The following is a 24,279-nucleotide window of genomic DNA, read 5'->3' on the forward strand; positions in this document are numbered from 1 at the left end:
CTCCAGTTTCAGCCCCATCCGCTCCAGAAAATGGATAGCACGTGCCCGGGTAGCTTCGTCATCGCTGGCCTTGAGGTCACTGATCATCCCTCTGGCCTCTTTTCTGGCCTCTATGAGCATTCCGGCAAGCGCTTTCTTGTAACGCACAGTGTCTCCTCGGTGCTTGTCCGGGACTACATTGTCGATATTCTTGATGAATATCATGTCCGCATCCAGCTTGTTCAGATTGTATATCAAGGAACCATGTCCCCCAGGTCGGGTCAGGACCCGCTCTCCGTTCATCAAAGGGCGTCCTTGAAGATCGAAGGGAACCGTATCTGTAAACGGAAGCTGTATGGAAAATTGGAGATCGTAGGTACAATCCAATCGCTCAGCGTAGTCTTTTGCCCAGGCATGCAAACTGCTCTTCACATCCTCTATGTGATCTGGGGATAGAGTGAAGTGCAGGTGGACCTTTCCTCCAGATGAGGCATATTCCACCCCTTCGACCAAGTGTTCTTCAAAAGCCGTACGGACCTCGTCTGGATACCTATGGAAGAGAATGCTTCCTTTGGGTCGGTTGTCCATGTCCAAGCGCTCTGTGCTCAGCAACTGTTCCAGGATCTCTTCCCTAGCAGCTGCGATATCCAAGAGATGAGCAAATGGGATGTCGCTCAATTGCTCGAAAAACAGATCGGAACCAGGGTTGGGTTCTCCGGTCTTCCATTCACTGATCAAGTCCTTGAACATGCGTGTGGCCGCTCCGGATGCGGGTACGAACTTCAGGACGGTCACCTCTTGAGAACGCTGGTCATAGCTCTCTGCGAGAACATCTACTTGGGCAGCGTCCAGCTTGGATATCCCATTCTGGATCGATGCCGATGAAAAGAGATCCACGTAGCGCACTCCCCTTTCTATGAGTCTGCACTGCTCATAGGCCAAGTCCTCTGGCACTCCCGCCTGTATCATGTCCTGAATCAAGGATTCCATCGTAGATTTCATCAAGGCTTGCAAAAGTACTTGCTTATGGATGCTCCCTCAAACTATCGATAGGAATGTGATCGACTACATGCTCTTGATGGCTCTTCATGCAATGTTTTGACATAAAAAGACGTCTATATAAGTGAACACAAACCACAAGATCATGAGATTAATCGAATTCATACAGCGCGCTGAAGAGTGGTTCAATGACCGTTTTGCTTGGTTCTTTACCAACGGGATGAAATCGCTACAAGAAGCTGAACGGAACAATGGAGAAAGCCTCAGAGCTTGATGCAGACATTCTTTGGTTCTGTGAAGAAATCCAAAGCATCGAAGCCACCTTCACGGCCCACGCCTGAGTCTTTGACTCCTCCGAAAGGGGTGCGAAGATCACGCAACAACCAGGTATTGATCCAGACGATACCCGCCTCGATCTCTTGGGCCATACGATGTGCTTTTTGCAAATCGCTGGTCCAAACAGTGGCAGACAATCCGTAGCGTGTGGCATTGGCCGCTTGCAAAGCATCCTCTTCTGTATCGAATGGCATGATCGTGACCACCGGTCCGAAGATCTCTTCTTGATTGGTCCTACAGGATTGGTCCAGACCTTCGATGATCGTTGGGCGCATATACCATCCTTCTGCAAGTTCTCCTGAAAGTCTCACTCGATCCCCTCCAGTCAAGATAGTGCCGCCTTCTTCTTTGGCCAACTCTACATATGCCAATACCTTTTCCAGATGGGCTTTGCTCACCATGGCTCCCATCTTGGATTCTGGATCTACGGGGGGCCCCACCTTCAAAGCTTCGGTGCGTTCTACAAATTCCTTTTTGAATCGCTCATAGATGCCTTTCTGCACGAGGATCCTACTTCCACACAGACAGATCTGTCCTTGGTTTGCAAAGGATGACCGCATGGTGGTCTTGAGCATTTCATCAAAATCACAGTCCTCGAAGATGATATTGGGGTTCTTTCCTCCGAGTTCCAGAGAGAGTTTCTTGAACAGGGGTGCGGCCGTCCGAGCGATCGTTTCGCCTGTACTGGTGCCACCCGTGAAACTGATGGCCTTTACATCGGGATGCCCTGAGAGTACGCCTCCGGTCTTGGCTCCCAGTCCGTGAACGATATTGAGTACCCCAGAAGGCAATCCCGCTTCGATACATATCTGGGAGAATAGATAGGCGCTGTAAGGCGTCACTTCAGAAGGTTTGGCAATCACACAATTACCTGCTGCCAGTGCTGGTGCGATCTTCCATGTGAAGAGATAGAGCGGGAGGTTCCAAGGCGATATACACGCGACAACTCCCAGTGGACTTCGCAAAGTGTAGTTGACAGCATGTCCTTCCATCGCATGTGCTGAAGAGGCATAGTGCAGAATGGCTGTCCCGTAGAAATGCATATTGGAAGCTGCTCGTGGAATATCCACTTTCCGTGCCAACCAAAGGGGCTTGCCATTATCTCTAGACTCTGCCTGGGCCAATTCTTCACTTCTCTCCTCTATCAGCTGAGCGATCCGCAATATGATCCTGCTACGCTCCTGTTTGGGGGTGCTGCTCCATGAGTCATAGGCGGTTTTGGCTGCAGCCACTGCCATTTCTATATCCTCCTCATCCGAATCCGGTATCTGCGAGTACACATTTCCGGTAGCAGGCTCGAAATTATCGAGGTACTTGCCGCCTTTCGGTGGGACCAGTTCTCCATTGATATAATTGGCGATCATCGACTCTTGCATGGGTCAAAGGTATTGTCAATGTGGAGAAATCACCTGTGAATGCAATCCTATCCATGTCCCTTTTTTATCGTGGTGCAAGAAGTCCTTTCCCATTGTCAGTACTTGGTCAAGATGATATATTTGTCCATTGCTCTGCAAGTCAGCACTTAGAATGAGTACCATGAGAAGAATCCTACAGAATGGCCTGATGGCCTTATCGGTCATCGTTCTGGCCTATTCCTGCTACAATGAGGATAATCGAATCGAACCTTCCTGCCAGGATGGAATCCTGAATCAAGAAGAGACGGCCATCGATTGTGGAGGTCCCAATTGTGACCCCTGTCCACCCAGTTGTGATAACGGCATACTGGATTATGTAGATGGATGGCAAGAAGTAGGGATAGACTGTGGTGGGCCATGTGCCGAACTCGGACTACTCTGCTGTGAGAATGGGGTACAGGACACCAATCCTTTTGACCCAACCGTCAGTGAGAACTGGGTGGATTGCAAATTCGATGGTCTCGGACCTGGAGAAGTGGGTTCCAATAGTGATTGCCCCATCTGTCCTACCTGTGAGAACGGAGTGCATGATGACGGGGAGCAGATCACCCTCGGTGGTGTCATCTACTTGACCATCGACTGTGATGAAGATCCAACGACCGAGTGTCCCCCATGTGACCAGCTATGTGATGATGGATTGCTCAATGGACTCGAAGGCCCTTGCATAGATTGCGGTGGAGTATGCCCTACCTGTCAAGCAGCTCACTGTACCAATGGTATCCAGGATCAATTCCCTAACAATCCGACCCAGAGTGAGACGGCCATTGATTGTGGTGGATGTAACTGCCCTCCCTGTGCCCTACTCTGTGGAGATGGTATATTGAATGGGAACGAGATCGCCATAGACTGCGGTGGTATCGATTGTCCTCAATGTGTGGATCCTGTGCTCTGCTCAGACGGAATCCAGAACGGATATGAGACCGGTATCGATTGCTATGACGGAACAGATGGAGCCTCAGCATGTCCTCCCTGTCAGACCCTGTGTAATGATGGTATTCAGAATGGATTCGAGACCGATACCGATTGTGGTGGTCCGGATTGTGGCCCCTGTGGGGATGAGACCACCGGGTATATCACCTATCTCATCGATGGGGAGTTCTATGAAAGCCTCTTTACCTCATTGTCGGCCACCCGTACACCGGCCACACCTCCTACCAGTACGGTCGATCTGATAAACTTCGGTGGAGGGGCCAATCACCCGCTGGCCTTCTTCTTGAAAGATATAGATGAAAGCCCGAACGGCTTCAACACTGGTACCTATGTGATCAACAATACCGACCTCACCGGCACACCTAACACCTGCACGTTCACCGATGTGACTGGTCAGCAGTATACAGCCGAATCCGACCCAGTAGGTATCACAGTAGAGATCACTACCTGTCAATACACTGCCCCTCTTCCTCCGCCCAACGTACAACCCGGTGGATTGCTGGAAGGCACCTTCTCAGGTGTGCTCTTCGATGAGTTCACCGGTGAGAGTGTGATGGTCACTGAAGGGGTCTTCAAACTGAATTTCCAGAATTGATCGAATCGTATCGATGAAATTGAAGAAGGCCTCTTGATCAAGAGGCCTTTTTTCTTTTGATGGCATCCACTACCACCACGAACTCACCTTTGGGCGGATGAGCCTCGAAATGCTCTTGCAGTTGAGCTGGCAATCCTCTTAAGGTCTCTTCATGGATCTTGCTCAGCTCCCTGGATACAGAGACTTTTCTGCCTTCTGATAATACCTCTGACAATTCCTTGAGCAGACGGACTATCCGGTGGGGCGATTCATAGAGGACCACGGTGCGCTGTTCTTCGGCAATCTCCTTGAGTCGCGTCTGGCGGCCTTTCTTTTGAGGAAGGAATCCCTCATAAACGAATCTGTCTGTAGGGAATCCTGAGTTCACCAGTGCCGGTACAAAGGCCGTAGCACCTGGAAGCGTCTCTACAGCAATTCCTTGCTCCACACAGGCCCGCACCAAGAGGAATCCCGGGTCGGAGATGCCGGGAGTACCTGCATCGGATATCAAAGCCAGTGTGTTGCCCGATTCCATCTGAGCAATGATGTCCTCAAGCACCTTGTGCTCATTATGCTGATGAAAAGGCCGCATGGAAGTCTCGATGCCGTGATGCTGCAAAAGTTTGGCACTGGTGCGCGTATCCTCGGCCAGAATCAAGTCGACCTTCTTTAGAATATCAATGGCCCGCAGTGTGATATCCGCGAGATTTCCAATAGGCGTAGGGACAATGTAGAGCACAGCTCAGAGCTTATTAACGAAGAGGGTGAGAAGCTTGAAGATATCATTGTATTCTTCAAAAGTGAGATTGCTACTGACATCATAAATGTCATGATAGGCGGTAGAACCTCCCAGAGCGTAGATAAATATGGCTGGAACTCCGGCCTCTGAGAAGTAGTAGTGATCGCTATTCGGTGCCTGTCCCCTAGCCTTTATCTGAGGAAGTAGATCATGTGTTCGATTCAGGGTTTCCAATAGGTCGAATTCCCTGGTCTGGGACCGAGCATTGACCACGGTGATACCCTCTACTCCAGAACCCATGAGGTCCAGATTGATCACAAACTTCAGATTCTCGAGAGGGAACAGCGGATTCTCCACGAAATATCGAGAACCTACCAGACCGGCTTCTTCTCCTGCAAAAGCAATGAATGCCAAGGTGCATTCCGGTGGATAATCCATGTAGTGCTTGGCCAAACTGAGGATATATGCCGTTCCAGAAGCATTGTCATTGGCCCCAAAGAAGCAGGCATCATCCCCCATCATTCCGAGGTGATCATAATGGGCAGTAAAGGCGATCAATGAATCAGGATACTTGCTGCCCGGAATATATCCGATGACATTTTTGGAAGTGAACGATGACTCGAAGACCGCTTCTATCTTGATCTCGACCAGACTGCCATCGACCAGCAGATTCGAGGCACATTCGATGATGGGGTATTCGAGCTGTTGGTTACTGACTCCCCAAGTGCGCTTCTCGTCCTTCAGCCAAATGACGGGTGCGAAATCGCTGAGGAGATATTTAAGTTGCCGGGCTTCTTTAAGCACTTCTTTCTCTTCGACATCCTGCATATCCAAAACGATGAGGCAATTCTCGCATTCTTCTTGGAGCACTTCCAATGAAGGGAGGGTCTGTAGGTTGTTCCCATCGTAGACCTGAGCTCTGAGTCTCCCGGCAAACAAAGGAGAGGCCGGGTCCACAATGAAGTCAGCTCCAGGTTGCATCTCTTGACTATCGATGGTCAGTTCCATCTTGCCAGGAAAGGTGTTGACCTTATGATCGAATTCCTGGAAATAATGTTTCCCATAAGGCTTCAGCCCGAGATTCTTGAATTCTGCTGCGATGTGCTGGGCTGCCCGATCGAGTCCCCTGTCCACATACCCTCTGCCCTTCATGCGTGCTGAGGAGAGGATCTCTGCCTGCTCTTTAACGTAGGAGATATCCTGCCCATTTCCCAGAGAAAAAGCCACCAAGCAAGATATCAGCAGTAAGGCCCTCATCTATACTTCCGTTCTGTCAGCTCCTTCAGATCCACGATCAGAGGATGGTCCTCAGCATAGCCTTTGGCCCCACTCTGGGCGATCACCTGCCAGGCTGCATCCAGGTCTTCGGCTTGGTCCATATGCTCGATCGTGCGTTTGAAGGCCTCATCGTCTCCACCGAAGATCTGATCCACTAGACCGACTTTGAGGTTGATACTCAAAGCTTTGGAGATCGAGTCTATATTAGAGACTTCCAGTTTCTCAGCCAATGTCACCTGTTGGTGCTCTGAGTGATTCTCATTTATAGAGACATCCCGACTCAATTCTTCGATACTGTCGATCAAGGAGATCTGATTCCCCGCTTGATCATTCTCCTCCTCTGCCTCTGAAAGCATAGCCGGTTCGGGTTCTCGTGCCTCCTGAGCCTCTTCATGACCCTCCTGTTCCTCAACAGCTTCCGGTCGAGTGGTCAGAGTCTCCATGGCCTTATACCGAATAATGACAGTGCGCTCTTCCAATTCACGTAGATCGGCCAAGAGCGCATCCATTTCATGTAAGGTACAATCCCCGTCAGAGAGCTTGGATAGGTAGCGATCGACACGTTCGCGCAACGTTTGAATACTCTCGAATGCTTGTTCTTTATTCATCTCAAATAGAAACAGGGGTCAAATTTGAATAATTTCGGCTCTTGGTCAACATCACTCAAGGGATTGACCGACCGTATGTTCTTGGACGACACTACAAAAAGAGGGCCGAAAAGAGGCTGGATAGAGGTCATTTGCGGGAGTATGTTCTCCGGTAAGACCGAGGAATTGCTCAGGCGACTCAGACGATCCCAGATCGCTGGGCAGCGTGTGGAGATATTCAAGCCTACAGTGGATACACGCTATGACGATACCGAAGTTGTGAGTCACGATAAGAATAGCATCCCCTCCGTTGCGGTGGATCATTCAAGGGATATTCTTCTCAAGATCAAAGAATTCGATGTAGTTGGAGTCGATGAGGCTCAATTCTTCGATGAGATGCTGCCCGATGTATGCGATGCCATGGCCAATCAAGGAATACGTGTGATCGTAGCGGGCTTGGATATGGACTTCTCGGGTAAACCCTTTGGTCCTATCCCAGAATTACTCGCACGGGCAGAACATGTGACCAAGGTGCATGCCATCTGTATGGAGTGCGGGGGATCGGCCGTATATAGCTATCGTACTACCGATCAGGATGAACAAGTGGTCCTCGGTCAACAGGATAATTATGCTCCACTTTGCAGGACCTGCTACAATGCGCACAGCAAAGAAGACTCTCCGAGCGAATGATCTATTCCCTCACAGAGATCGCATCCATCTGTCAAGGAGAACACTTAGGTGAGGATCGAGAGGTCGATCATTTCGTCACGGATAGCAGGAGGTTGCACTCGGCCCGCAACAGTCTCTTCATCGCCCTAGTGGGTCCACGGCATGATGGGCATGACTTCATACAGCAAGCCATCGATTCAGGTGTACAGGCATTCTTGGTCCAGCGCAAGATGCCCCTTCCTGAAAACTGCTCACAGCTGGTCGTTGCTGACACCCTGAGCGCCTTCCAGACCCTGGCAGCCCATCACCGCTCCTCCTGCAACTATCCTGTGATCGGTATCACAGGTAGTTATGGAAAGACATCAGTCAAAGAACTATTGGCCAGTATCCTGCAACGGGATTTCCAGATCGTGAGATCCCCCAAAAGCTACAATTCTCAAACAGGCGTACCCCTATCTATCATGGATATGGAATCAGATCATGATCTGGCCATACTCGAGGCAGGAATCTCTCGTCCGGGAGAAATGGAGAGACTGGCCCGTATGATACGCCCTGACATCGGTATACTGACGGGGATCGGGGCAGCACATGACCGTGGCTTTTCCGACCGTCAAGAGAAGCTCCAGGAGAAGCTGGATCTCTTTACTGAATCAAGTATCATCATCTACCCAAGGGATGTTGAGTCCATTCATCAAGCCGTGATGGAACGATTTGGAAGATCCGATGTGGAGCTCGCTCATTGGGGAAGAACGGCAGATGCCTTCATCCACATCGTTGACTTGAAAAAGGACCGATCGGGAATCGAGCTGACCTACTGCACTGGCGGAGCAAGCAAAGTCTTGCAGATCCAGGACAGTTCAGAAAGAGTCTTTCAGAATCTGATGACAACTATCACTGTATGTCACATTCTGGGATTGAGTGCCGATCAGGTCGAAGAACGCATTCACAGTTATCATCTCTCCCCTGATCGATCCATATTCCTCAGCAGTTTCAAGGGACGCGGTCTATTGACCGATATCCGATCATTCGATGGTCCTGCCTTGCGCACAGCCAAAGAGCAGCTCTCCAGTCTGAGCAAGGCCAAAGACCTCTTGGTCCTTCTTTGCAATACGAGCGGAGGAAAGTTGGACAACGATCAGCGGATAGCAGAGCTCCGTTCCGAGTTGAAGGATTGCCGGACCGTTTTGATCGGGACTGGTTGGGAGAAATTAGGTGCTGTGCTTCCCACCAGCATCAGTATAGGTGATGTTAGCGGATTCAAGGATCGGATGGAAGAGCTGATACAGCCCGATACCGGCATATTGCTCATGGGTGAATGGAGTCCCGAGCTCATCCGATTGCAATCCTTGCTACAGGAGCAATCCCATCAGACCATACTCCATGTCAACCTCCACTCACTGGTACACAATCTCAATGTATTCCGATCACTTCTCAAACCCGGAACCCAGGTGATGGCCATGGTCAAAGCATTTGCTTACGGAAGTGGGGAATCCGAGGTAGCTCGAATATTGGAGTATCACCAGGTGGACTATCTCGCGGTGGCCTATGTGGATGAGGCCGTTTCTCTAAGGAATTCTGGCGTTCAACTGCCCATCATGGTCATGAATTCTGCGAGCTCAGAATTCAGCACGATCATCGAACACCGTATCGAACCCGAGCTCTTCAGCCTAGAGATGATCGCTTCTTTTATCCAATTTGTAGCCGCCCAAGGATTGACTGATTACCCTGTGCACCTGAAAGTGGACACCGGAATGCATCGATTAGGCATTGATCCACATGAACTCGAAACGGCCCTAGATCAAGTCAAGAAAAGTGCTGCTGTCCGCCTGCAATCGGTGTTCTCACACCTCTACGCCAGTGATGCTGATGATCTGAGCTCTGCCCGGAGTCAACTTGATACATTCACCGGGATCCAACAGAGGGTCAGTGATCTGATCGACTACCCGGTCATGTTCCACATCGCCAATTCCGCTGCTATCAGCCGTCTGCCCGAGGCGCATCTGGACATGGTCCGGCTGGGAATCGGATTATATGGCCATACGGCTGATGAATCACTGGCTGCTGATCTACTTCCTGTGCTTTCATGGCATACCCACATCAATCAGGTGAAACGGGTAGTCCAAGGGGAGACCATAGGCTATGGCGGAGAACTCCATCTGCAGGCAGATACCCGGATCGCCATCATACCCGTAGGCTATGCCGATGGCCTTTCCCGCACACTGGGCAATGGGGTCGGAGCCGTCTACATTCATGGAAAGGCATGCCCCTTTATCGGCAACATCTGTATGGATATGAGCATGGTGGATATCGGTGAATCGGATGTGAATCCAGGTGATGAAGTAGAGATACTTGGGCCGAATATGCCCCTTGAAGAAATCGCTGAACGCATGGGCACCATTCCTTATGAAGTCTTGACTTCCATACCGCCCCGCATCAAACGGAGATTCACTTTTACCGGCTGAGGATATGAGGATACTCCACATCAGCAGCGAGGCCACGTGGAGAGGTGGAGAACAGCAGATCGCTTACCTCATTCAAGAGTCCATGTCTCGAGGTCAAGCGGTGGAAGTGCTTTGCAAGAGTGACAGCGCTTTCCAGAATTGGTGTGAGGAACAATCCATTCCGTATCGGACGGCTCCGTTCAAGAACTCATTCGATCTCTATTCTGCATGGAAGCTCCGCTCATACATACGGGATTCGAGAATCGACTTGATCCATATCCACTCTGGAAAAGGACATGGGGTCTTTGCGCTATCCACATTACTCGGGGTGCGAACACCGGCCATCCTCAGTCGCAGGGTGGATTTCCCGCTGAAGAACAATCCATGGTCTCGTTGGAAATATGGACTTTCCCAGATCAAGCACATCCTCTGCGTTTCTGACGCTATACGTGCGCTCGTTCTGGAAAAAGTTTCGGACCCAGAGCGGGTATCGACCATTCATTCCGGAATCGACCTGAGCCGCTTCGAGCATCTGAAGCCAAAAAGCCTTCATGAACAGTACGATATTCCTAGGAATCGTATGCTCATCGGAAATGTGGCGGCTTTGGCTCCACATAAGGATTACCGGACCTTCATTCGCACTGCAGAACGCTGTGTGGACTCCGGGCTACCCGTCCATTTCTTTATCATCGGTGAGGGGGATGAACGCAGCATGATAGAAAGTGAGATCTCCCGCTCGGGTCTGCAGTCCCATGTGACCATGACCGGATTCCTTCAAGATATCCCAGCTGTACTGGCAGGGTTGGACCTCTTTTTGATCAGCAGCGAAACAGAAGGCCTCGGCACCAGTATCCTCGATGCATTTGCGGCCGGAACACCGGTGATAGCAACCGCTGCAGGAGGCATACCGGAGATCGTAATCCATGAACAGACCGGACTACTCTGCCCTATCAAGGACGATCAATGCTTGGCCTTCTCAGTGAAAAGACTGTTGGATGATACAGACCTGAAAGAGAGACTGCGGATCGGTGCCACAGAGCATTTGCAGCAATTCACCAAGCAGACCGTTGCTCAACAGACCTTGGCCGTCTATGAAGAAGTGCTTTCAGCTTTGCCTAGCAAGACAAAGTAGAGAAGGAAGAGATTGAGCCCCAATTGGTTTTCCATGGTATCCTCCGTGAGAAAGCTCATCAAGAAAATGAGATAACAGAACACTAGGGATGTGTTTCCGATACCTCTCGCCCACGTGATGGGTGCAAGAAAAAGGATGAGAACAACTGTCCCCATGGGGATCCCGAAGGTCAGCCACCATGTGAGATATTGATTATGGGTCTTGTCCCAGGCTTCTTGAGCGAGTCGATCTTGATCGGCAAAGTATGCATGGAATTCATCCCGGACATCGCCTACGCCTGTACCTAGCCAGGGATTCTCTTTCAGAATATGAACTCCCGCTTTCCAGTATTCCAACTTCACGGTCACCGAGCTCCAACTCGGATCCCCTCCATAGCGATATGCGTCCACTTCATAGCAGATGGCCTCAAGTCTGGCCAAGATGCCGCTGCTATGCGGCTCGACCACCGATGTGCTTCCTTGTTCTATTGCAGCAATGTCCTCATCAGTCAATTGCCGTACTCCTTCTGCATCCTTAGGCAGTCCTTTGGAGGTCATATAGCGTATCAAGCGTCCCACCTTCAGATCACCGAGATCGGCATGATCAGGAATGTCCATCTCACTCCGTTCATTCCAAGCGGGAATCAATTCATCCTTACAGATGTGATGCCAGACATAGTGTCCATTCTCTGTTTGCAGATTGTCGCGGTCATGGTAATAGCGTTTGCCTCCTTGGGTGAACTCCTTCAAAGTTCCGACCTGGGGTTTGGAGAATTGACTCTCCATGATCTTCCAGGTCATGCCAGCTCCTACCATCAAGAGGGCCAATACCAGGAATCCGGCCATACGCATGATCCCTTTCTGCCGGATGGCATATAACGCCCATATGACCGACCATACGCACAAAAGGACAAAGCCGGTAGCCAGTTGGAAGTAGTAAACGAAGACCAGGAACCATACCGTGAGAATGACTTTGACAATACGGTTGGATAGCAACCGGGGCATTGCCCAGACAAGGACCACGGCCAGCACGATCATCAGAGATAAGCGTATATGGTTCACAAAGAGCACATGGTCACGTATCTCCCCCATCTGCGGACTCTGGATCCATGAGATAGTGCTGAGGCACGTGGAGAGGACGAGGGCCGCGATGTGGAGATAGAGCAGCGTATGCATGTCCTTTTGACGCTTCAAGGGAAGCCCGGAAAGGGTCAATGGGATAAAGAGGAGTGGGAGCTTATCCAGTATCAGTTTGACGGCTTGTGAGTCGTTCTCTGCCAAGAATCCCCAAAGGAGATACACCAGAAATATCAAGGAGATGGACCACGCACGCTTGTCTTTGATGAACAATTGCCATTTGGATGTGAAATCCTGCCTGTAGAGCCCATCGAAGAACCACGCTCCGATGAGTATCCCAGGAGCAATACTCACCAGACTACGGCTGAGGGGAAGGCCTATGGCCAAGGCAGCAAGACCTATGTACAGGAGCCAACGCTCTTCGAGTACTTTTCTCAGAAATACCAAATCAACCCGCGAGAATGGAGCTGTATTTCTCTTGGTCCAGATTCTCCAAAGCCGATTCGATGACCGGGTCATCATTAAGGCCATGGATGATGCGCCCATCCTGGAAGTGGTAGCGTGCGATGATCTCGCTCTCGAGAATATACTTGACTTGATCTTTGAAGCGCATCAGATCTTCCTGGGGATCCGGGTTCAGCTCCGTGGATAGAGTCTCTAACATCTCAGCGGCATCGCTGTAGTATTTTTCCTCCTTGGCCTTTTCTACCAGCTGTTCCAGTCGATTCTGTGTCTCTGTGGTATACTCCAGCTCCTTGTCTGCCATCCAAGCGATGAACTCATCGTACTCCTCGTCCGATAATTTGAAGGCGTCTGCCTCAGTGATGGCATCATGCGATCGGGCATACACATTGGCGTATTTGAAGAAGTAGTTCCCTCTGAACAATCCACCGATGACCTTCCCCATGAGTTCATTGTCGACTTCCACATCTGGGCTGATCCCCTTTCCATCGAAGACCGGTCTTCCATTCTTGGTCCTGAATTCCTTGATCAGTGAATCAGGTACTGCGGCAACCTGCCCATCTACCTTATGGAAATAGTCCAGCTTCTGGATGCATCTCCCGGAAGGGGTGTAGTATTTAGCAACTGTGATCTTCAGCTTAGAACCATAGGCGATATCCTTGGTCTGCTGCACCAACCCCTTACCAAATGAGGTCTCCCCCACCACGATGGCCCTATCCAGGTCCTGAAGGGTCCCACTCACGATCTCACTGGCCGATGCGGAGTTGCCATCGATGAGTACAGCCACTGGCATATCCAAGGTCAAAGGCTCATTGAGCGCTTTGTGCACTCTATCCCATTGCTCGATCTTTCCTTTGGTACTGACGACCTCTGTTCCTCTAGGCACAAAAAAGTTGACGATGTTGACGGCTTCTTGAAGTAGACCCCCTCCATTGCCACGCAGATCCAAAACGACCTTTTCCATCCCTTGTTCTTCCAGCGCGCTAAAAGCTTCTCTGACCTCTTTACTGGCCGTACGTGTGAATCCGTTGAGCTTGATATATCCGGTCTTCTCTGCTATCAATCCGCTATAGGGGACATCGGGTATCTTGATCTCTTCGCGCTCTACATCGAAGGTCATCGGCTCTTCATCGTATCGCAGTACTTCGATTTCCACCTTACTTCCGGGCGACCCTTTGAGGGCTTCGCTTATCTCTTCTTGGGATTTGTCCTGTACCTCTTCCCCATCGATCCGTATCAATCGGTCACCGGCCTGTAGCCCATTCTTGTGTGCTGGAAATCCTTCATAGGGTTCTGAGATATACACCTGCCCATCGATGGTACGGATGAGCGACCCTATGCCTCCGTACTGTCCCGTGGTCATGAAGCGATAATCCTCCATCTTGGACTCTGGGATATAGGTCGTATATGGGTCCAGTGAATTGAGCATCGCATCTATACCTGTCTTCATCAATGAGCCTGGTCGGGTCTCATCAGCATAGTAGAGATTGATGTTCTTGTAGAGATCGGAGAATATCTCCAGGTTCTTGGAGATCTCGAAGAAATCATCACCGATGGTAGCTGCTGGAGCAATGGTCAATACCGTCAAGGCGATGACGAGGTATCGTTTTGGGCCTTTAAGCCAAGTCTTGATTCTGCGCATCTGTATCAGGGGAGTAAGTGTATTCCTTCAAACGGTCTAAAAGTACCTTTATTTTAATCTGGATCTCAGCAGGTGTGAGCTCATCTTTCCCTACATAGATAAGCATCATGTCCAATCGATGCCCACTGTGATCCATGGATGTGAGCAGATCGGGGATGAGTGGTCTTATGGCCTCTTTGAGGCGTCTTTTCCATCTATTACGCATCACCGCTCTACGGTGGATCCTACGGGGTGCACTGCAAGCAATGCTCAGTTCGGCCGATCCCTTTGCATCTGGCTCGAGATAGAACAGCAGATGTACTGGATACGCTTTGAGTCTCACACCGTGTGAGAACAAGCGTTGTATGCTTTTGCGGCTCTTGAGTCTATGCTTTCGTGGGATTCCCAAAGATGAGGCTAAGGTAGATGGTATATTCGAACGAAAATAGGGCTTGCCCATGCACCGATCGCTCCTTCTCTTTTCCCTCGTGCTGTCTTGTATGACAAGCATGACTCAAGCACCAGCTCAGGAGAACTGTTCCAATAGCTCCGCACTCTGGCGTGACTATAAACGATTCATCCCTACAGAAGAGTCCCCCATATTCACCATGCGTATCAACTATGTGGTGCCTCAGCGCAGTGACGGTTCGGGAAATTTCCAAGCGGATGACCCGGAGCACATGGCCCTGCTCAAGGGTTCATTGAGGACCATCAACAAACTATGGGGAAACCTGAAAGAACCCAAGGACACGGATTGCTACCCCTATGATGATTTCCTTCCAGATAGCTACATCCGTTTCGAGTTGAATGAGATCATCTTCGTCCAGAATGACTACTTCTGGAATGCGGAGAACGGCTCGGGATGCCCCAATCAGCGCAATTGGTTCTTGAATGAACTGGATGAGGAGATCAACAAGGATCCACGATATGCCGGAGCCATAAACATCTTCCTTCCCAATATGCCTAAAGGTTATGAGGAAGTGGTAGTCCAGAAGAGCAGCGTGGATCCTCCCGATGCACCTCCGCCTTGTAGTGAATTGCCGAGCAATCAAGAATTGGATCGATCATCGCGCATCAATATGGCCGGTTCATACAACAAGTTCTGGTGGATGAAGAATATCGTTCCGGGCAATAAAGAGTATGCCGCTGAAGGCAAGAACTGGAACGATCATATCAACTATTGGATGAGCGGCTCGTTCAACCATACAATGACCCATGAGCTGGGACACTCCATGGGGCTCAACCATGCCAACGAGCATCACAAACGCAACGAATGCGATGAAAGCATCATGAATCAACGGCATGGAAAACCTCACAATTATCTCCAACCTACAGAGCTCGGAAAGATCCATCGAAATCTGCGCATGACCAATATCCGGGAGTTCTTGGCCGAGGAGGTCTATAGTCCGATCCCTTTTGTGATCGATGAGGATACGGAGTTCTCTATGAGTTTCAGAGCCTATGAGGATATCATCGTGAAAAGTGGGGCTACCCTCACCATAAGCTGTGATCTGGACCTGCCAGAGCAGGCGGATGTGATAGTCGAGCCGGGAGCCACCTTGATCATCAACGATGGTATGATTCATCACCGAAATGCTCCCGATCCAGAAGGGGCCATCATACTGCAGAAGGAGAAACGATGTTTTCTTAGAAAGAAGGGAAAGGAAAGCGCAGCCGCAATAGACCAGAGCGACCCTTCAAGCTACCAGGGAAGGATCGTAGTGAAAAAGGTCAAGAGAAAGAAAGACTGAATACTCGCTTCAGCGCTTATTCACCTTCTTGATATACTCTTCGATGGCTTTGGTCATCGATGGGCTTTCCGGTGTAGGCGCTGGCACATCCAAGCGAAGACCTGCTTCACTTATCGCTTTGGCCGTACTGGGTCCAAAGGCCGCTATACGGGTACCGTCCTGCTCGAAACCAGGGAAGTTCTTGTACAAGGACTTGATTCCAGAAGGGCTGAAGAAGACCAACATATCATACTTGATATCCGCTAGATCACTCAGATCACTGGCTACCGTTCTGTAGAAGATACCTATCGTAAATCGCACATTGATGTCCTCCAGCATCTTAGGCATGCTGGGCTTGTAGATATCAGAACACGGGAGAAGGAAACGCTCCTGCTTGTGCTTTTTGATAATGTCCACTAGGTCGGCAAAGCGCTGTTTTCCGAAGAATATCTTCCGCTTCCTGTATACCACATAGTTCTGCATGTAGTAGGCTACGGCTTCAGAGATACAGAAGTACTTCATGGTCTCTGGCACGGTGACACGCGTCTCTTCACACAGTCGGAAGAAATGATCCACGGCATGGCGGGAAGTGAATATGACGGCCGTATGCTCGAGGATATGGATCCGTTGCTTGCGCAATTCTGAAGCGGTCAATCCTTCCACATGGATAAATGGCCTGAAATCCACTTTGACCTTATACTTACGCTCGAGGTCGTAATAAGGAGACTTATCCTTGGGAGGAGCTGGTTGGGATACCAGAATAGTCTTTACCTTGCTCGGAGCTTGAATCTCTTTCTCAATTTTGGACATGCGACTGTATGAATCGTATTAGGACCAGAGTTGGTATCAATTCGAGCGCACAAAGATACAAGATCGTGTAAAAAAATGGGGCTTTGTAGTGTCGTCCTATCATCCATCCCCGATAGAATCGAAAGCCCATACCGAGCAACAACCAGGTCCCCGTGAGTATCAGAAGGACCGGTATCACATCCATATCCAAGAAGGCCAAAAGAAAAGCGAGTGGTACAAACCCGAAGCACATGGCCTTATAAATGAGTGCTGAGACGAAATTGAACTCACGCAATCCATAGTCTTGATCCAAGAGCTGCTCCAAGCTACTCCGTATGAGTTGCCGCCCTATGACCCAGGCCGATACTCCTGCCAGCAGTATCCAATACAATCGAAGATCGGGAACCGATGTCTCCATGAAATATCCCGCAATGAGCCAGATCAACATCGCAAATGCGAGTGCACTCGTCAGAAGGAGGATGAGCGAGGCGCGATGGGAAAAGACCATCTCCTCTCGCATCACCTGTCGGGTCATACGTTCGTTGAATGTGGATTTGAAGAGTTTGAAGAAACGTGCCGGATACATGTTGTGCACATAGGCCAGTAGTGCCATGCAGAGCAACAGCAGCAGGAAGATCCAGGGTTGACCGAGCGTGGTCGGATATCGTTCTAAGGCCTCCAACATGGAGTTCCAAAAGTACGCCCCTTGCCATTCTGCAGCGAAGTCTGCATCGGGCTTTTCTTACATTTGACCGCTTATAAAAATCGTATTCCCCATGCGCACGGACCAGTACCAAGGACATGACTACTTTCTGATGGATGAGATGCTCAGTGATGAGCATAAATTGGTGAGAGATACGGCCCGCGCCTGGGTCAAAAAGGAGATGTCACCTATCATCGAAGAATACTTCGAAAAAGGCACTTTTCCCAGACAGGTCATCCCAGGGCTAGCAGAGATAGGTGGCTTCGGCCCCTATATTCCGGTGGAGTATGGTGGAGCAGGTCTGGATCAGATCTCCTACGGACTCATCATGCAAGAACTAGAGCGCTGCGACTCGGGTCTTAGGTCCACATCCAGCGTGCAGAGCTCATTGGTCATGTACCCTATTTGGAAATACGGTACAGAAGAACAGCGTCAGAAGTATCTCCCTAAACTGGCCACCGGTGAGTGGATCGGTTCTTTCGGTCTGACCGAGCCCGATCACGGTTCCAATCCTGCCGGTATGGTGACCAACTACAAGGACATGGGTGACCATTATCTGCTGAATGGAGCCAAGATGTGGATCTCCAATTCTCCTTTCTGCGACATCGCTGTGGTCTGGGCCAAGAATGAGGAAGGACGCATCCATGGTCTGATAGTGGAACGAGGAATGGAAGGGTTCACCACTCCAGAGACACATGGGAAATGGTCGCTCAGAGCATCCAACACAGGTGAATTGGTATTCTCAGATGTCAAAGTCCCCAAAGAAAATCTCCTTCCTAATAAATCCGGTCTAGGAGCACCGCTCGGTTGTCTGGATAGTGCGCGCTACGGTATCGCTTGGGGTGCAATAGGTGCCGCTCTGGACTGCTACGATTCCGCGCTGCGATATGCTAAAGAAAGACATCAGTTCGGCAAGCCGATAGCCGCATTCCAACTCCAACAGAAGAAGTTGGCCGAGATGATCACCGAGATCACAAAGGCTCAGCTCCTGACCTTCCGTCTTGGACAATTAAGAGAAGAAGGAAGAGCGACTTCAGCACAGATCTCCATGGCCAAGCGCAACAATGTGGATATGGCCCTCAAGATTGCTCGAGAAGCCCGCCAGATTCATGGTGCCATGGGTATCACCAATGAATACAGCATCATGCGCCATATGATGAATCTGGAGAGCGTGATCACCTATGAAGGGACTCATGATATCCATCTGTTGATCACTGGGCTGGATATCACCGGAGAGAATGCTTTCAAGGGTTGATCAGGCCCGGGAAGATTTCTGCCTCTTCAGCGCTTGCTTTCTCTGCATCTCTTGGATCCATGCGTAAGCTGATGCCTCGTCATCAAATAGCTTGACCGGGATCGGTAGGGGTTTGAAATTGATGAGCAGATTGGCCATGATACGAGCTACGAAAGTGGAGCCTACCAGTGCCGCCATGCTTACACGCATATTGTCCAGGATATGTTTCCTGCCTTCATCCGTAATATGCACATCTCCCATCACAGAAACCATCGGATAGGGCTCATTTTCACAGAGTGAATGCATCCCCTCCACAAACTCCTCTACTTCTTCTAAGCTGAATCGCTCAAGCTCATCGTTGAGCAAACGGGATTCGATGATCCCATTCTCCTGAAGTCTGAAGACGGTATTCTCGGTCCGTATCTCTTTTGAAAGTTTCACAACAGTTCTTTTAGCTCTGTTTAATTTAGCTTGGAGCACATCGCATGATCATATACTCCAGATATCTCATACGCAAAGGGTATACCGCTTTTGCATTTTGGCCTTTGATATTCATCAAGGAGCGGGCAAAATGCACCCCCATCCTGCTCCGCCATGAGCGTATCCACCTCAGGCAGCAGTTGGAATTGCTGGTGATCCCATTCTATATCCTCTATTTCTTGGAGTATCTCATCCGTAGATTCCAGTATGCTACGTGGAGGGAAGCCTATATGAATATCTCCTTTGAGCGGGAGGCATTTGCACATGAGAAAGACGAAGATTATCTGAGAAGAAGAAGGCTCTGGGCCTGGACCCGCTATGTGAGAAAAAAGACCCGGACCGATTGAACGACCCGGGTCTGAACAGACTTACAAAATCAATTCCTCCTATCAACCACTGCACATCTCGCAGTCGTCTCCATTCTCTATGCTACAGGCCATAGCGGCTTCATTAGCATTGATCTCTTCCATGACCTCCTTGCCGCTCTTCTCGAGCTCTTTGAGTTTGGCCGCATCCATTCCGAGACCCTTGAGGGCGCTTGAAGCGGCTTTGGAGCGTAGGTAGTACATCCCGGTCTTGAGTCCCAGTTTCCAGGAGTAGAAGTGCATAGAGCTCAACTTCTCACTGGTAGGATTCTCCATGAACACATTCAAGCTCTGCGACTGGCAGATGTATGCTCCACGATCGGCAGCCATATCTAGGATCACCTTCTGACTGAGCTCCCAAGAGGTCTTGTAGAGCGCTTTCAAATTGTCAGGAATCTCCTTGATGTTCTGTACCGATCCGTTGTGCATCATCAGCTTGGCACGCATCTCTTCATTCCATAGACCCAGTTTGACGAGGTCTTTAAGTAGGTGCTTGTTGACCACGATGAATTCTCCGGAGAGAACTCTGCGCGTATAGACATTGGAAGTATAGGGTTCAAAGCATTCGTTGTTGCCCAATATCTGTGCGGTACTTGCTGTAGGCATGGGTGCAACAAGAAGTGAGTTCCGTACACCGTGCTCCTTGATCTCATCTCTCAGCACATCCCACTCCCATCGGTCACTTGGAGAAACTCCCCACAGGTCGAATTGGAATTGCCCTTTGGAGATCGGTGATCCCTCGTAGGTCTCATAGGCTCCTTCTTCTTTGGCCAGATCCTTAGAAGCCGTCATGGCTGCATAGTAGATGGTCTCGAAGATGTCTGTGTTCAGTTGACGTGCCTCAGGTGAATCGAAGGGCATGCGAAGCATGATGAAAGCATCGGCCAATCCTTGTACACCCAGCCCTACCGGACGGTGACGCATGTTGGACTTGCGTGCTTCTGGTACGGGATAGTAGTTGTTATCGATGACCTTGTTGAGGTTCTTGGTCATCTGATAGACCACCTTGAACAAGGCATCGTGATCGTACTTGCCTTTCTTGACGAATTTGGGCAGTGCGACCGAAGCCAGATTGCACACGGCCACCTCATCGGGAGCAGTATACTCGATGATCTCTGTACAGAGATTGGAAGAGCGTATGACTCCCAGATTCTGCTGATTGGACTTGGCATTGGCCGCATCCTTATACAGCATGTATGGAGTTCCGGTCTCTACTTGTGAATCAAGGATCTTGAACCACAGCTCTTGGGCCTTCATGGTCTTACGACCTTTTCCTTGCTCCTCATAGCGGGTGTAAAGTGCTTCGAACTCCAGTCCATAGGTATCTACCAGACCTGGGCACTCGTTGGGGCACATCAGGGTCCACTCGCCATTCTCTTGAACACGCTTCATGAAGAGGTCTGGAATCCAGAGCGCGTAGAACAGGTCACGGGCTCTTCGTTCTTCTTTACCGTGATTCTTCTTCAGATCCAGGAAGTCGAAGATATCGGCATGCCATGGTTCCATGTAGATGGCGAAGCTTCCTTTACGCTTGCCTCCACCTTGGTCCACATATCGGGCCGTGTCATTGAAGACGCGTAGCATAGGGACGATCCCGTTGGATGTTCCATTGGTGCCTTTGATATAAGAACCTTTAGCGCGGATATCGTGGATGGCCAATCCGATACCTCCAGCTGACTGGGAGATCTGCGCACACTGCTGGAGCGTCTCATAGATTCCTTTGATGCTATCCTCCTTCATGGTGAGCAGGAAGCAGGAAGACATCTGGGGTTTTGGAGTTCCGGAGTTGAACAAGGTAGGAGTAGCGTGGGTGAAGAGCCCTTTGGACATCATGTTGTATGTCTCGATGGCGCTCTCGATATCCTCTTTGTGGATACCGATAGAAACCCTCATCAGCATATGCTGAGGTCGCTCCGCTACCTTACCATCCATTTTCAAGAGATAGGATCTCTCCAAAGTCTTAAATCCGAAATAGTCGTAGGAGAAGTCCCGGTCATAGATGATGGAGGAATCTAAGACTTCAGCATTCTTCTGAATGATGTCTTGGACATCCTCAGCGATGAGGGAAGCATTGGCTCCATTGATCGGATCCTTGTACTCATGCAAGGCCTTCATGGTCTCGCTGAATGACTTGGCCGTGTTCTTGTGCAGGTTGGATACAGCGATACGGCTGGCCAATAGTGCATAGTCCGGATGCTTGATCGTCTGCATGGCAGCGACTTCGGCAGCCAAGTTATCCAGTTGGGTCGTGGTGACTCCGTCATAGAGCCCTTCGATCACTTTCATGGCCACCTGAGTAGGGTCCACCATGGGGTCCAATCCATAGCAGAGTTTATTTATCCTACCGGTGATCTTGTCGAATTTGACCGCCTCCTTTCTACCATCGCGTTTAATTACATACATCCTTCGTAGTGATTTTTAGTGTTGTGTTTAGATCTCAGGGATTGTTGTGGTCAGCAATAGTGTCTTGTGATATCAGAAGTCGGCATCCATAGTGAAGGTGCGGCTCTGGGCCGAACCGGTAGAATCGCTATTGACTCCAGCCTTCTTGTACTCGGAGACGCGGTTCTCAAAGAAGTTGGTCTTTCCTTCCAATGAGATCATCTCCATGAAGTCGAAGGGATTGGTCGCGTTGTATACTTTCTCCATGTTCAGGTCGAGAAGGAGTCTGTCAGCTACATACTCGATATACTGCTGCATGAGCTCGGCATTCATTCCGATCAGACGCACGGGTAGCGCATCGGTCACGAATTCCTTCTCGATATCAACAGCATCCATGATGATCTTCTTGACGGTGTCTTCAGGGAGCTTGTTGTTCAAGTGCTCGTTGTAGAGCAAGCAAGCGAAGTCACAGTGCATTCCTTCATCGCGAGAGATGAGCTGGTTGGAGAAACTCAAACCGGGCATGAGTCCACGTTTCTTCAACCAGAAGATGGAGCAGAAGCTTCCGGAGAAGAAGATACCTTCTACCGCTGCGAAGGCGATCAAGCGCTCAGCAAAGGATCCCTCATCGATCCAGCGGAGTGCCCAGTCGGCTTTCTTCTTGACGCAATCCATGGTCTCGATAGCGTTGAAGAGATAGTCTTTTTCCTTGGTGTCCTTGATGTAGGTGTCGATCAATAGCGAGTAGGTCTCTGAGTGGATGTTCTCCATCATTATCTGGAATCCGTAGAAGAACTTGGCCTCGGTGTACTGTACTTCTGCCACGAAGTTCTCGGCCAAATTCTCATTGACGATGCCATCACTAGCGGCAAAGAATGCCAGTACGTGCTTGATGAAGTAGCGCTCGTCATCGGTCAATTTCTCATCCCAGTCCACCAGGTCCTGAGCGAGGTCGATCTCTTCGGCCGTCCAGAAAGAAGCCTCCGATTTCTTGTATTCCTGCCAGATATCATGGTGCTGTATAGGAAAGAGGACGAAGCGATTGGGGTTATCATCCAGAATGGGTTCTACTAGTGATTGCTCCTTACTCACCCCAGTGAGGTCATTGAGTTCTTCTTTGGTAAGGTCTTGCTTAGATTCAGGGGTGACGTTGTCCATGATACTTTTCTCGTATTTAATCCTTTAACAATAAATTCTTTGTAGTTGCTTGATTATCAGAGTGATGCCCAAGCTATAGTTCGGAGGTCAGGTTCGTGTCAGAGTGACTTATTCTGGAGTTCCGAGCAGTGGAACAAATGTTCGCAAAAAAGGATCACGGCTGATCGAGATATAATCCACATTCGATCATAGTTTTTCACATGGCGATCGTGTGCATCGATCAAGTCCTAGAGTATGAAGGGATTAGCCTGTTGAAGCTTGTAATTCTAACAATGGCTTGGTGATAAGCCACTCAAATTCTGGCACGCCATCGCTAAGGCTCTGATAGTCAAAGTCCAACCATGAAAAGAATTCGTTCTACTGGAAGAAATCTTCGATCGGACCATGATCATTCTCGATGAAACTCTCTCTTATTACGATGAAGTTCTCATCTCTTTCCACACTTTATATGCCTCTTCTACTTCCTTGTACCATGCTGCTCCGTATCTCCTGACCAAAGCTCCTTTCAAGAATCGGAAGACCGGCAATTTCAGATCGTTCCCACACGACCTGGCCGGGTCGCAGATGGGCCAGCGATGGTAATTGAGCGCTTCCATATCATGGAGCTTGGTGATGCGGATGGGATAGAGATGGCAGGAGGCCGGCTTCATGAATTCAACGGCCCCATCACGCCATGCCTGCTCGATCCCACACTTGGCGGTCCCGTCCTTTTCAAAGGTGGTATAGGCACACTCCTTTCCCTTCACCAGTGGGGTGACATAGTCTCCATCACTGTCAATGATGAACGCTCCCTGTTCTCTGATGGCTTTTTTCCCTTCAGCATTCAGATAGGGTTGTAGCTCGTCCTGTATGTCCTCCAGGAGATGTACTTCCCGTTCTTCCAAGGGGGCTCCAGACTCACCCTCTACGCAGCAAGCGCCCTTGCACTTGCCCAGGTCGCAGGCAAAGCACTCGTCAAAGAGCTCTTCACTGAGTAGGACATTCTGAATCTGGATCATAGGGCAATGATAGTAGATAGTTGAGTGTTGTTGGTTGTTGATCGTTAGTTGTGAAACTGATGTAGAATCCAATCAAGATTGCTGGGCACTCTGTCTAGTTTTGACGAAACCGAACTTATATGAGAAGGCTCGTACTTATTCCTCTTCTTTTCTTCTGCCTGATAGGGTTTGCCCAAGAAATAGGTAATGTCTCCTTGAACATCACTTCAGCCTCATGCTCTAG

21 protein-coding genes are annotated in these 24,279 nt (G+C 49.8%); 7 read left to right on the forward strand and 14 right to left on the reverse strand.

Annotated features, from left to right (window positions below):
- A partial coding sequence (locus HKN79_09360; protein NNC83774.1) for a DUF4301 family protein occupies nt 1–969 on the reverse strand: 969 nt, incomplete at its 3' end.
- 272 nt (nt 970–1,241) lie between these two features.
- Nucleotides 1,242–2,690 (reverse strand): aldehyde dehydrogenase, encoded by a 1,449-nt coding sequence (locus tag HKN79_09365; protein ID NNC83775.1) that lies wholly within the window; start codon nt 2,688–2,690, stop codon nt 1,242–1,244.
- Between the two features lie 160 nt (nt 2,691–2,850).
- Between HKN79_09365 and HKN79_09370 the strand changes: the two genes are divergently transcribed.
- A complete protein-coding gene (locus tag HKN79_09370; protein NNC83776.1) occupies nt 2,851–4,254 on the forward strand; it encodes a hypothetical protein in 1,404 nt (467 codons plus the stop codon).
- Nucleotides 4,255–4,291: 37 nt separating this feature from the next.
- Here HKN79_09370 and rsmI read toward each other — a convergent pair whose 3' ends face one another.
- Genes rsmI through HKN79_09385 form a run of 3 tightly spaced genes read right to left on the reverse strand, consistent with a single transcriptional unit; the run spans nt 4,292 to nt 6,858 of the window.
- Nucleotides 4,292–4,972 carry a 16S rRNA (cytidine(1402)-2'-O)-methyltransferase gene (gene rsmI / locus HKN79_09375; protein ID NNC83777.1) on the reverse strand — a complete coding sequence of 227 codons (681 nt, stop codon included), beginning with the start codon at nt 4,970–4,972 and terminating at the stop codon, nt 4,292–4,294.
- Nucleotides 4,973–4,975: 3 nt separating this feature from the next.
- Nucleotides 4,976–6,199 carry a M28 family peptidase gene (locus tag HKN79_09380; protein ID NNC83778.1) on the reverse strand — a complete coding sequence of 408 codons (1,224 nt, stop codon included), beginning with the start codon at nt 6,197–6,199 and terminating at the stop codon, nt 4,976–4,978.
- A 26-nt stretch (nt 6,200–6,225) separates the two neighbouring features.
- A complete protein-coding gene (locus tag HKN79_09385; GenBank protein NNC83779.1) occupies nt 6,226–6,858 on the reverse strand; it encodes a hypothetical protein in 633 nt (210 codons plus the stop codon).
- Nucleotides 6,859–6,933: 75 nt separating this feature from the next.
- Between HKN79_09385 and HKN79_09390 the strand changes: the two genes are divergently transcribed.
- Genes HKN79_09390 through HKN79_09400 form a run of 3 tightly spaced genes read left to right on the forward strand, consistent with a single transcriptional unit; the run spans nt 6,934 to nt 11,079 of the window.
- Nucleotides 6,934–7,527 (forward strand): thymidine kinase, encoded by a 594-nt coding sequence (locus tag HKN79_09390; GenBank protein NNC83780.1) that lies wholly within the window; start codon nt 6,934–6,936, stop codon nt 7,525–7,527.
- On the forward strand, nt 7,524–9,968 hold the full coding sequence (locus HKN79_09395; GenBank protein NNC83781.1) for a bifunctional UDP-N-acetylmuramoyl-tripeptide:D-alanyl-D-alanine ligase/alanine racemase: 2,445 nt from the start codon (nt 7,524–7,526) through the stop codon (nt 9,966–9,968). Before HKN79_09390 ends, HKN79_09395 begins: the two co-directional genes overlap by 4 nt.
- A 4-nt stretch (nt 9,969–9,972) precedes the next feature.
- The gene (locus HKN79_09400; protein ID NNC83782.1) at nt 9,973–11,079 is read left to right on the forward strand and encodes a glycosyltransferase; all 1,107 of its coding nucleotides are present in this window, start codon (nt 9,973–9,975) and stop codon (nt 11,077–11,079) included.
- Here the strand turns inward: HKN79_09400 and HKN79_09405 are convergent.
- The 3 genes from HKN79_09405 to HKN79_09415 are packed head-to-tail and all read right to left on the reverse strand — an operon-like array spanning nt 11,037 to nt 14,626.
- Entirely contained in the window at nt 11,037–12,581 is a 1,545-nt protein-coding gene (locus HKN79_09405) for an O-antigen ligase family protein (GenBank protein ID NNC83783.1), read from the reverse strand. The genes HKN79_09400 and HKN79_09405 overlap by 43 nt on opposite strands.
- A gap of 1 nt (nt 12,582) precedes the next feature.
- Nucleotides 12,583–14,238: a S41 family peptidase gene (locus HKN79_09410; GenBank protein NNC83784.1), complete on the reverse strand. Its 1,656-nt coding sequence runs from the start codon at nt 14,236–14,238 to the stop codon at nt 12,583–12,585.
- On the reverse strand, nt 14,213–14,626 hold the full coding sequence (locus HKN79_09415; GenBank protein ID NNC83785.1) for a ribonuclease P: 414 nt from the start codon (nt 14,624–14,626) through the stop codon (nt 14,213–14,215). The genes HKN79_09410 and HKN79_09415 overlap by 26 nt, the downstream gene beginning before the upstream one ends.
- A 100-nt stretch (nt 14,627–14,726) precedes the next feature.
- On the opposite strand from HKN79_09415, the gene HKN79_09420 reads away from it, so the two are divergent.
- Nucleotides 14,727–15,968, forward strand: coding sequence for a hypothetical protein (locus HKN79_09420; protein NNC83786.1), 1,242 nt, complete (start codon nt 14,727–14,729; stop codon nt 15,966–15,968).
- Between the two features lie 9 nt (nt 15,969–15,977).
- Here HKN79_09420 and HKN79_09425 read toward each other — a convergent pair whose 3' ends face one another.
- On the reverse strand, nt 15,978–16,757 hold the full coding sequence (locus HKN79_09425; protein ID NNC83787.1) for a uroporphyrinogen-III synthase: 780 nt from the start codon (nt 16,755–16,757) through the stop codon (nt 15,978–15,980).
- Nucleotides 16,744–17,421, reverse strand: a complete 678-nt coding sequence (locus HKN79_09430; protein ID NNC83788.1) for a DUF4271 domain-containing protein — start codon at nt 17,419–17,421, stop codon at nt 16,744–16,746. The genes HKN79_09425 and HKN79_09430 overlap by 14 nt, the downstream gene beginning before the upstream one ends.
- A gap of 91 nt (nt 17,422–17,512) precedes the next feature.
- Between HKN79_09430 and HKN79_09435 the strand changes: the two genes are divergently transcribed.
- A complete protein-coding gene (locus tag HKN79_09435; GenBank protein ID NNC83789.1) occupies nt 17,513–18,694 on the forward strand; it encodes an acyl-CoA dehydrogenase in 1,182 nt (393 codons plus the stop codon).
- On the opposite strand, the gene HKN79_09440 is transcribed toward HKN79_09435, so the two are convergent.
- On the reverse strand, nt 18,695–19,114 hold the full coding sequence (locus HKN79_09440) for an STAS/SEC14 domain-containing protein (protein ID NNC83790.1): 420 nt from the start codon (nt 19,112–19,114) through the stop codon (nt 18,695–18,697).
- Nucleotides 19,115–19,158: 44 nt separating this feature from the next.
- Here HKN79_09440 and HKN79_09445 point away from each other — a divergent pair, with 44 nt between their 5' ends.
- Nucleotides 19,159–19,500, forward strand: coding sequence for a hypothetical protein (locus HKN79_09445; GenBank protein ID NNC83791.1), 342 nt, complete (start codon nt 19,159–19,161; stop codon nt 19,498–19,500).
- A gap of 42 nt (nt 19,501–19,542) precedes the next feature.
- On the opposite strand, the gene HKN79_09450 is transcribed toward HKN79_09445, so the two are convergent.
- The 3 genes from HKN79_09450 to HKN79_09460 all read right to left on the reverse strand — a co-directional run bounded on the left by HKN79_09450 (nt 19,543) and on the right by HKN79_09460 (nt 24,056).
- On the reverse strand, nt 19,543–21,921 hold the full coding sequence (locus HKN79_09450) for a ribonucleoside-diphosphate reductase subunit alpha (GenBank protein NNC83792.1): 2,379 nt from the start codon (nt 21,919–21,921) through the stop codon (nt 19,543–19,545).
- 72 nt (nt 21,922–21,993) lie between these two features.
- Nucleotides 21,994–23,058, reverse strand: coding sequence for a ribonucleoside-diphosphate reductase (locus HKN79_09455; GenBank protein ID NNC83793.1), 1,065 nt, complete (start codon nt 23,056–23,058; stop codon nt 21,994–21,996).
- Between the two features lie 413 nt (nt 23,059–23,471).
- Nucleotides 23,472–24,056, reverse strand: a complete 585-nt coding sequence (locus HKN79_09460; GenBank protein NNC83794.1) for a DUF3109 family protein — start codon at nt 24,054–24,056, stop codon at nt 23,472–23,474.
- Nucleotides 24,057–24,279 lie beyond the last annotated feature (223 nt).

The sequence above is a fragment of the Flavobacteriales bacterium genome, from assembly GCA_013001705.1.
Classification (GTDB): domain Bacteria; phylum Bacteroidota; class Bacteroidia; order Flavobacteriales_D; family JABDKJ01; genus JABDLZ01.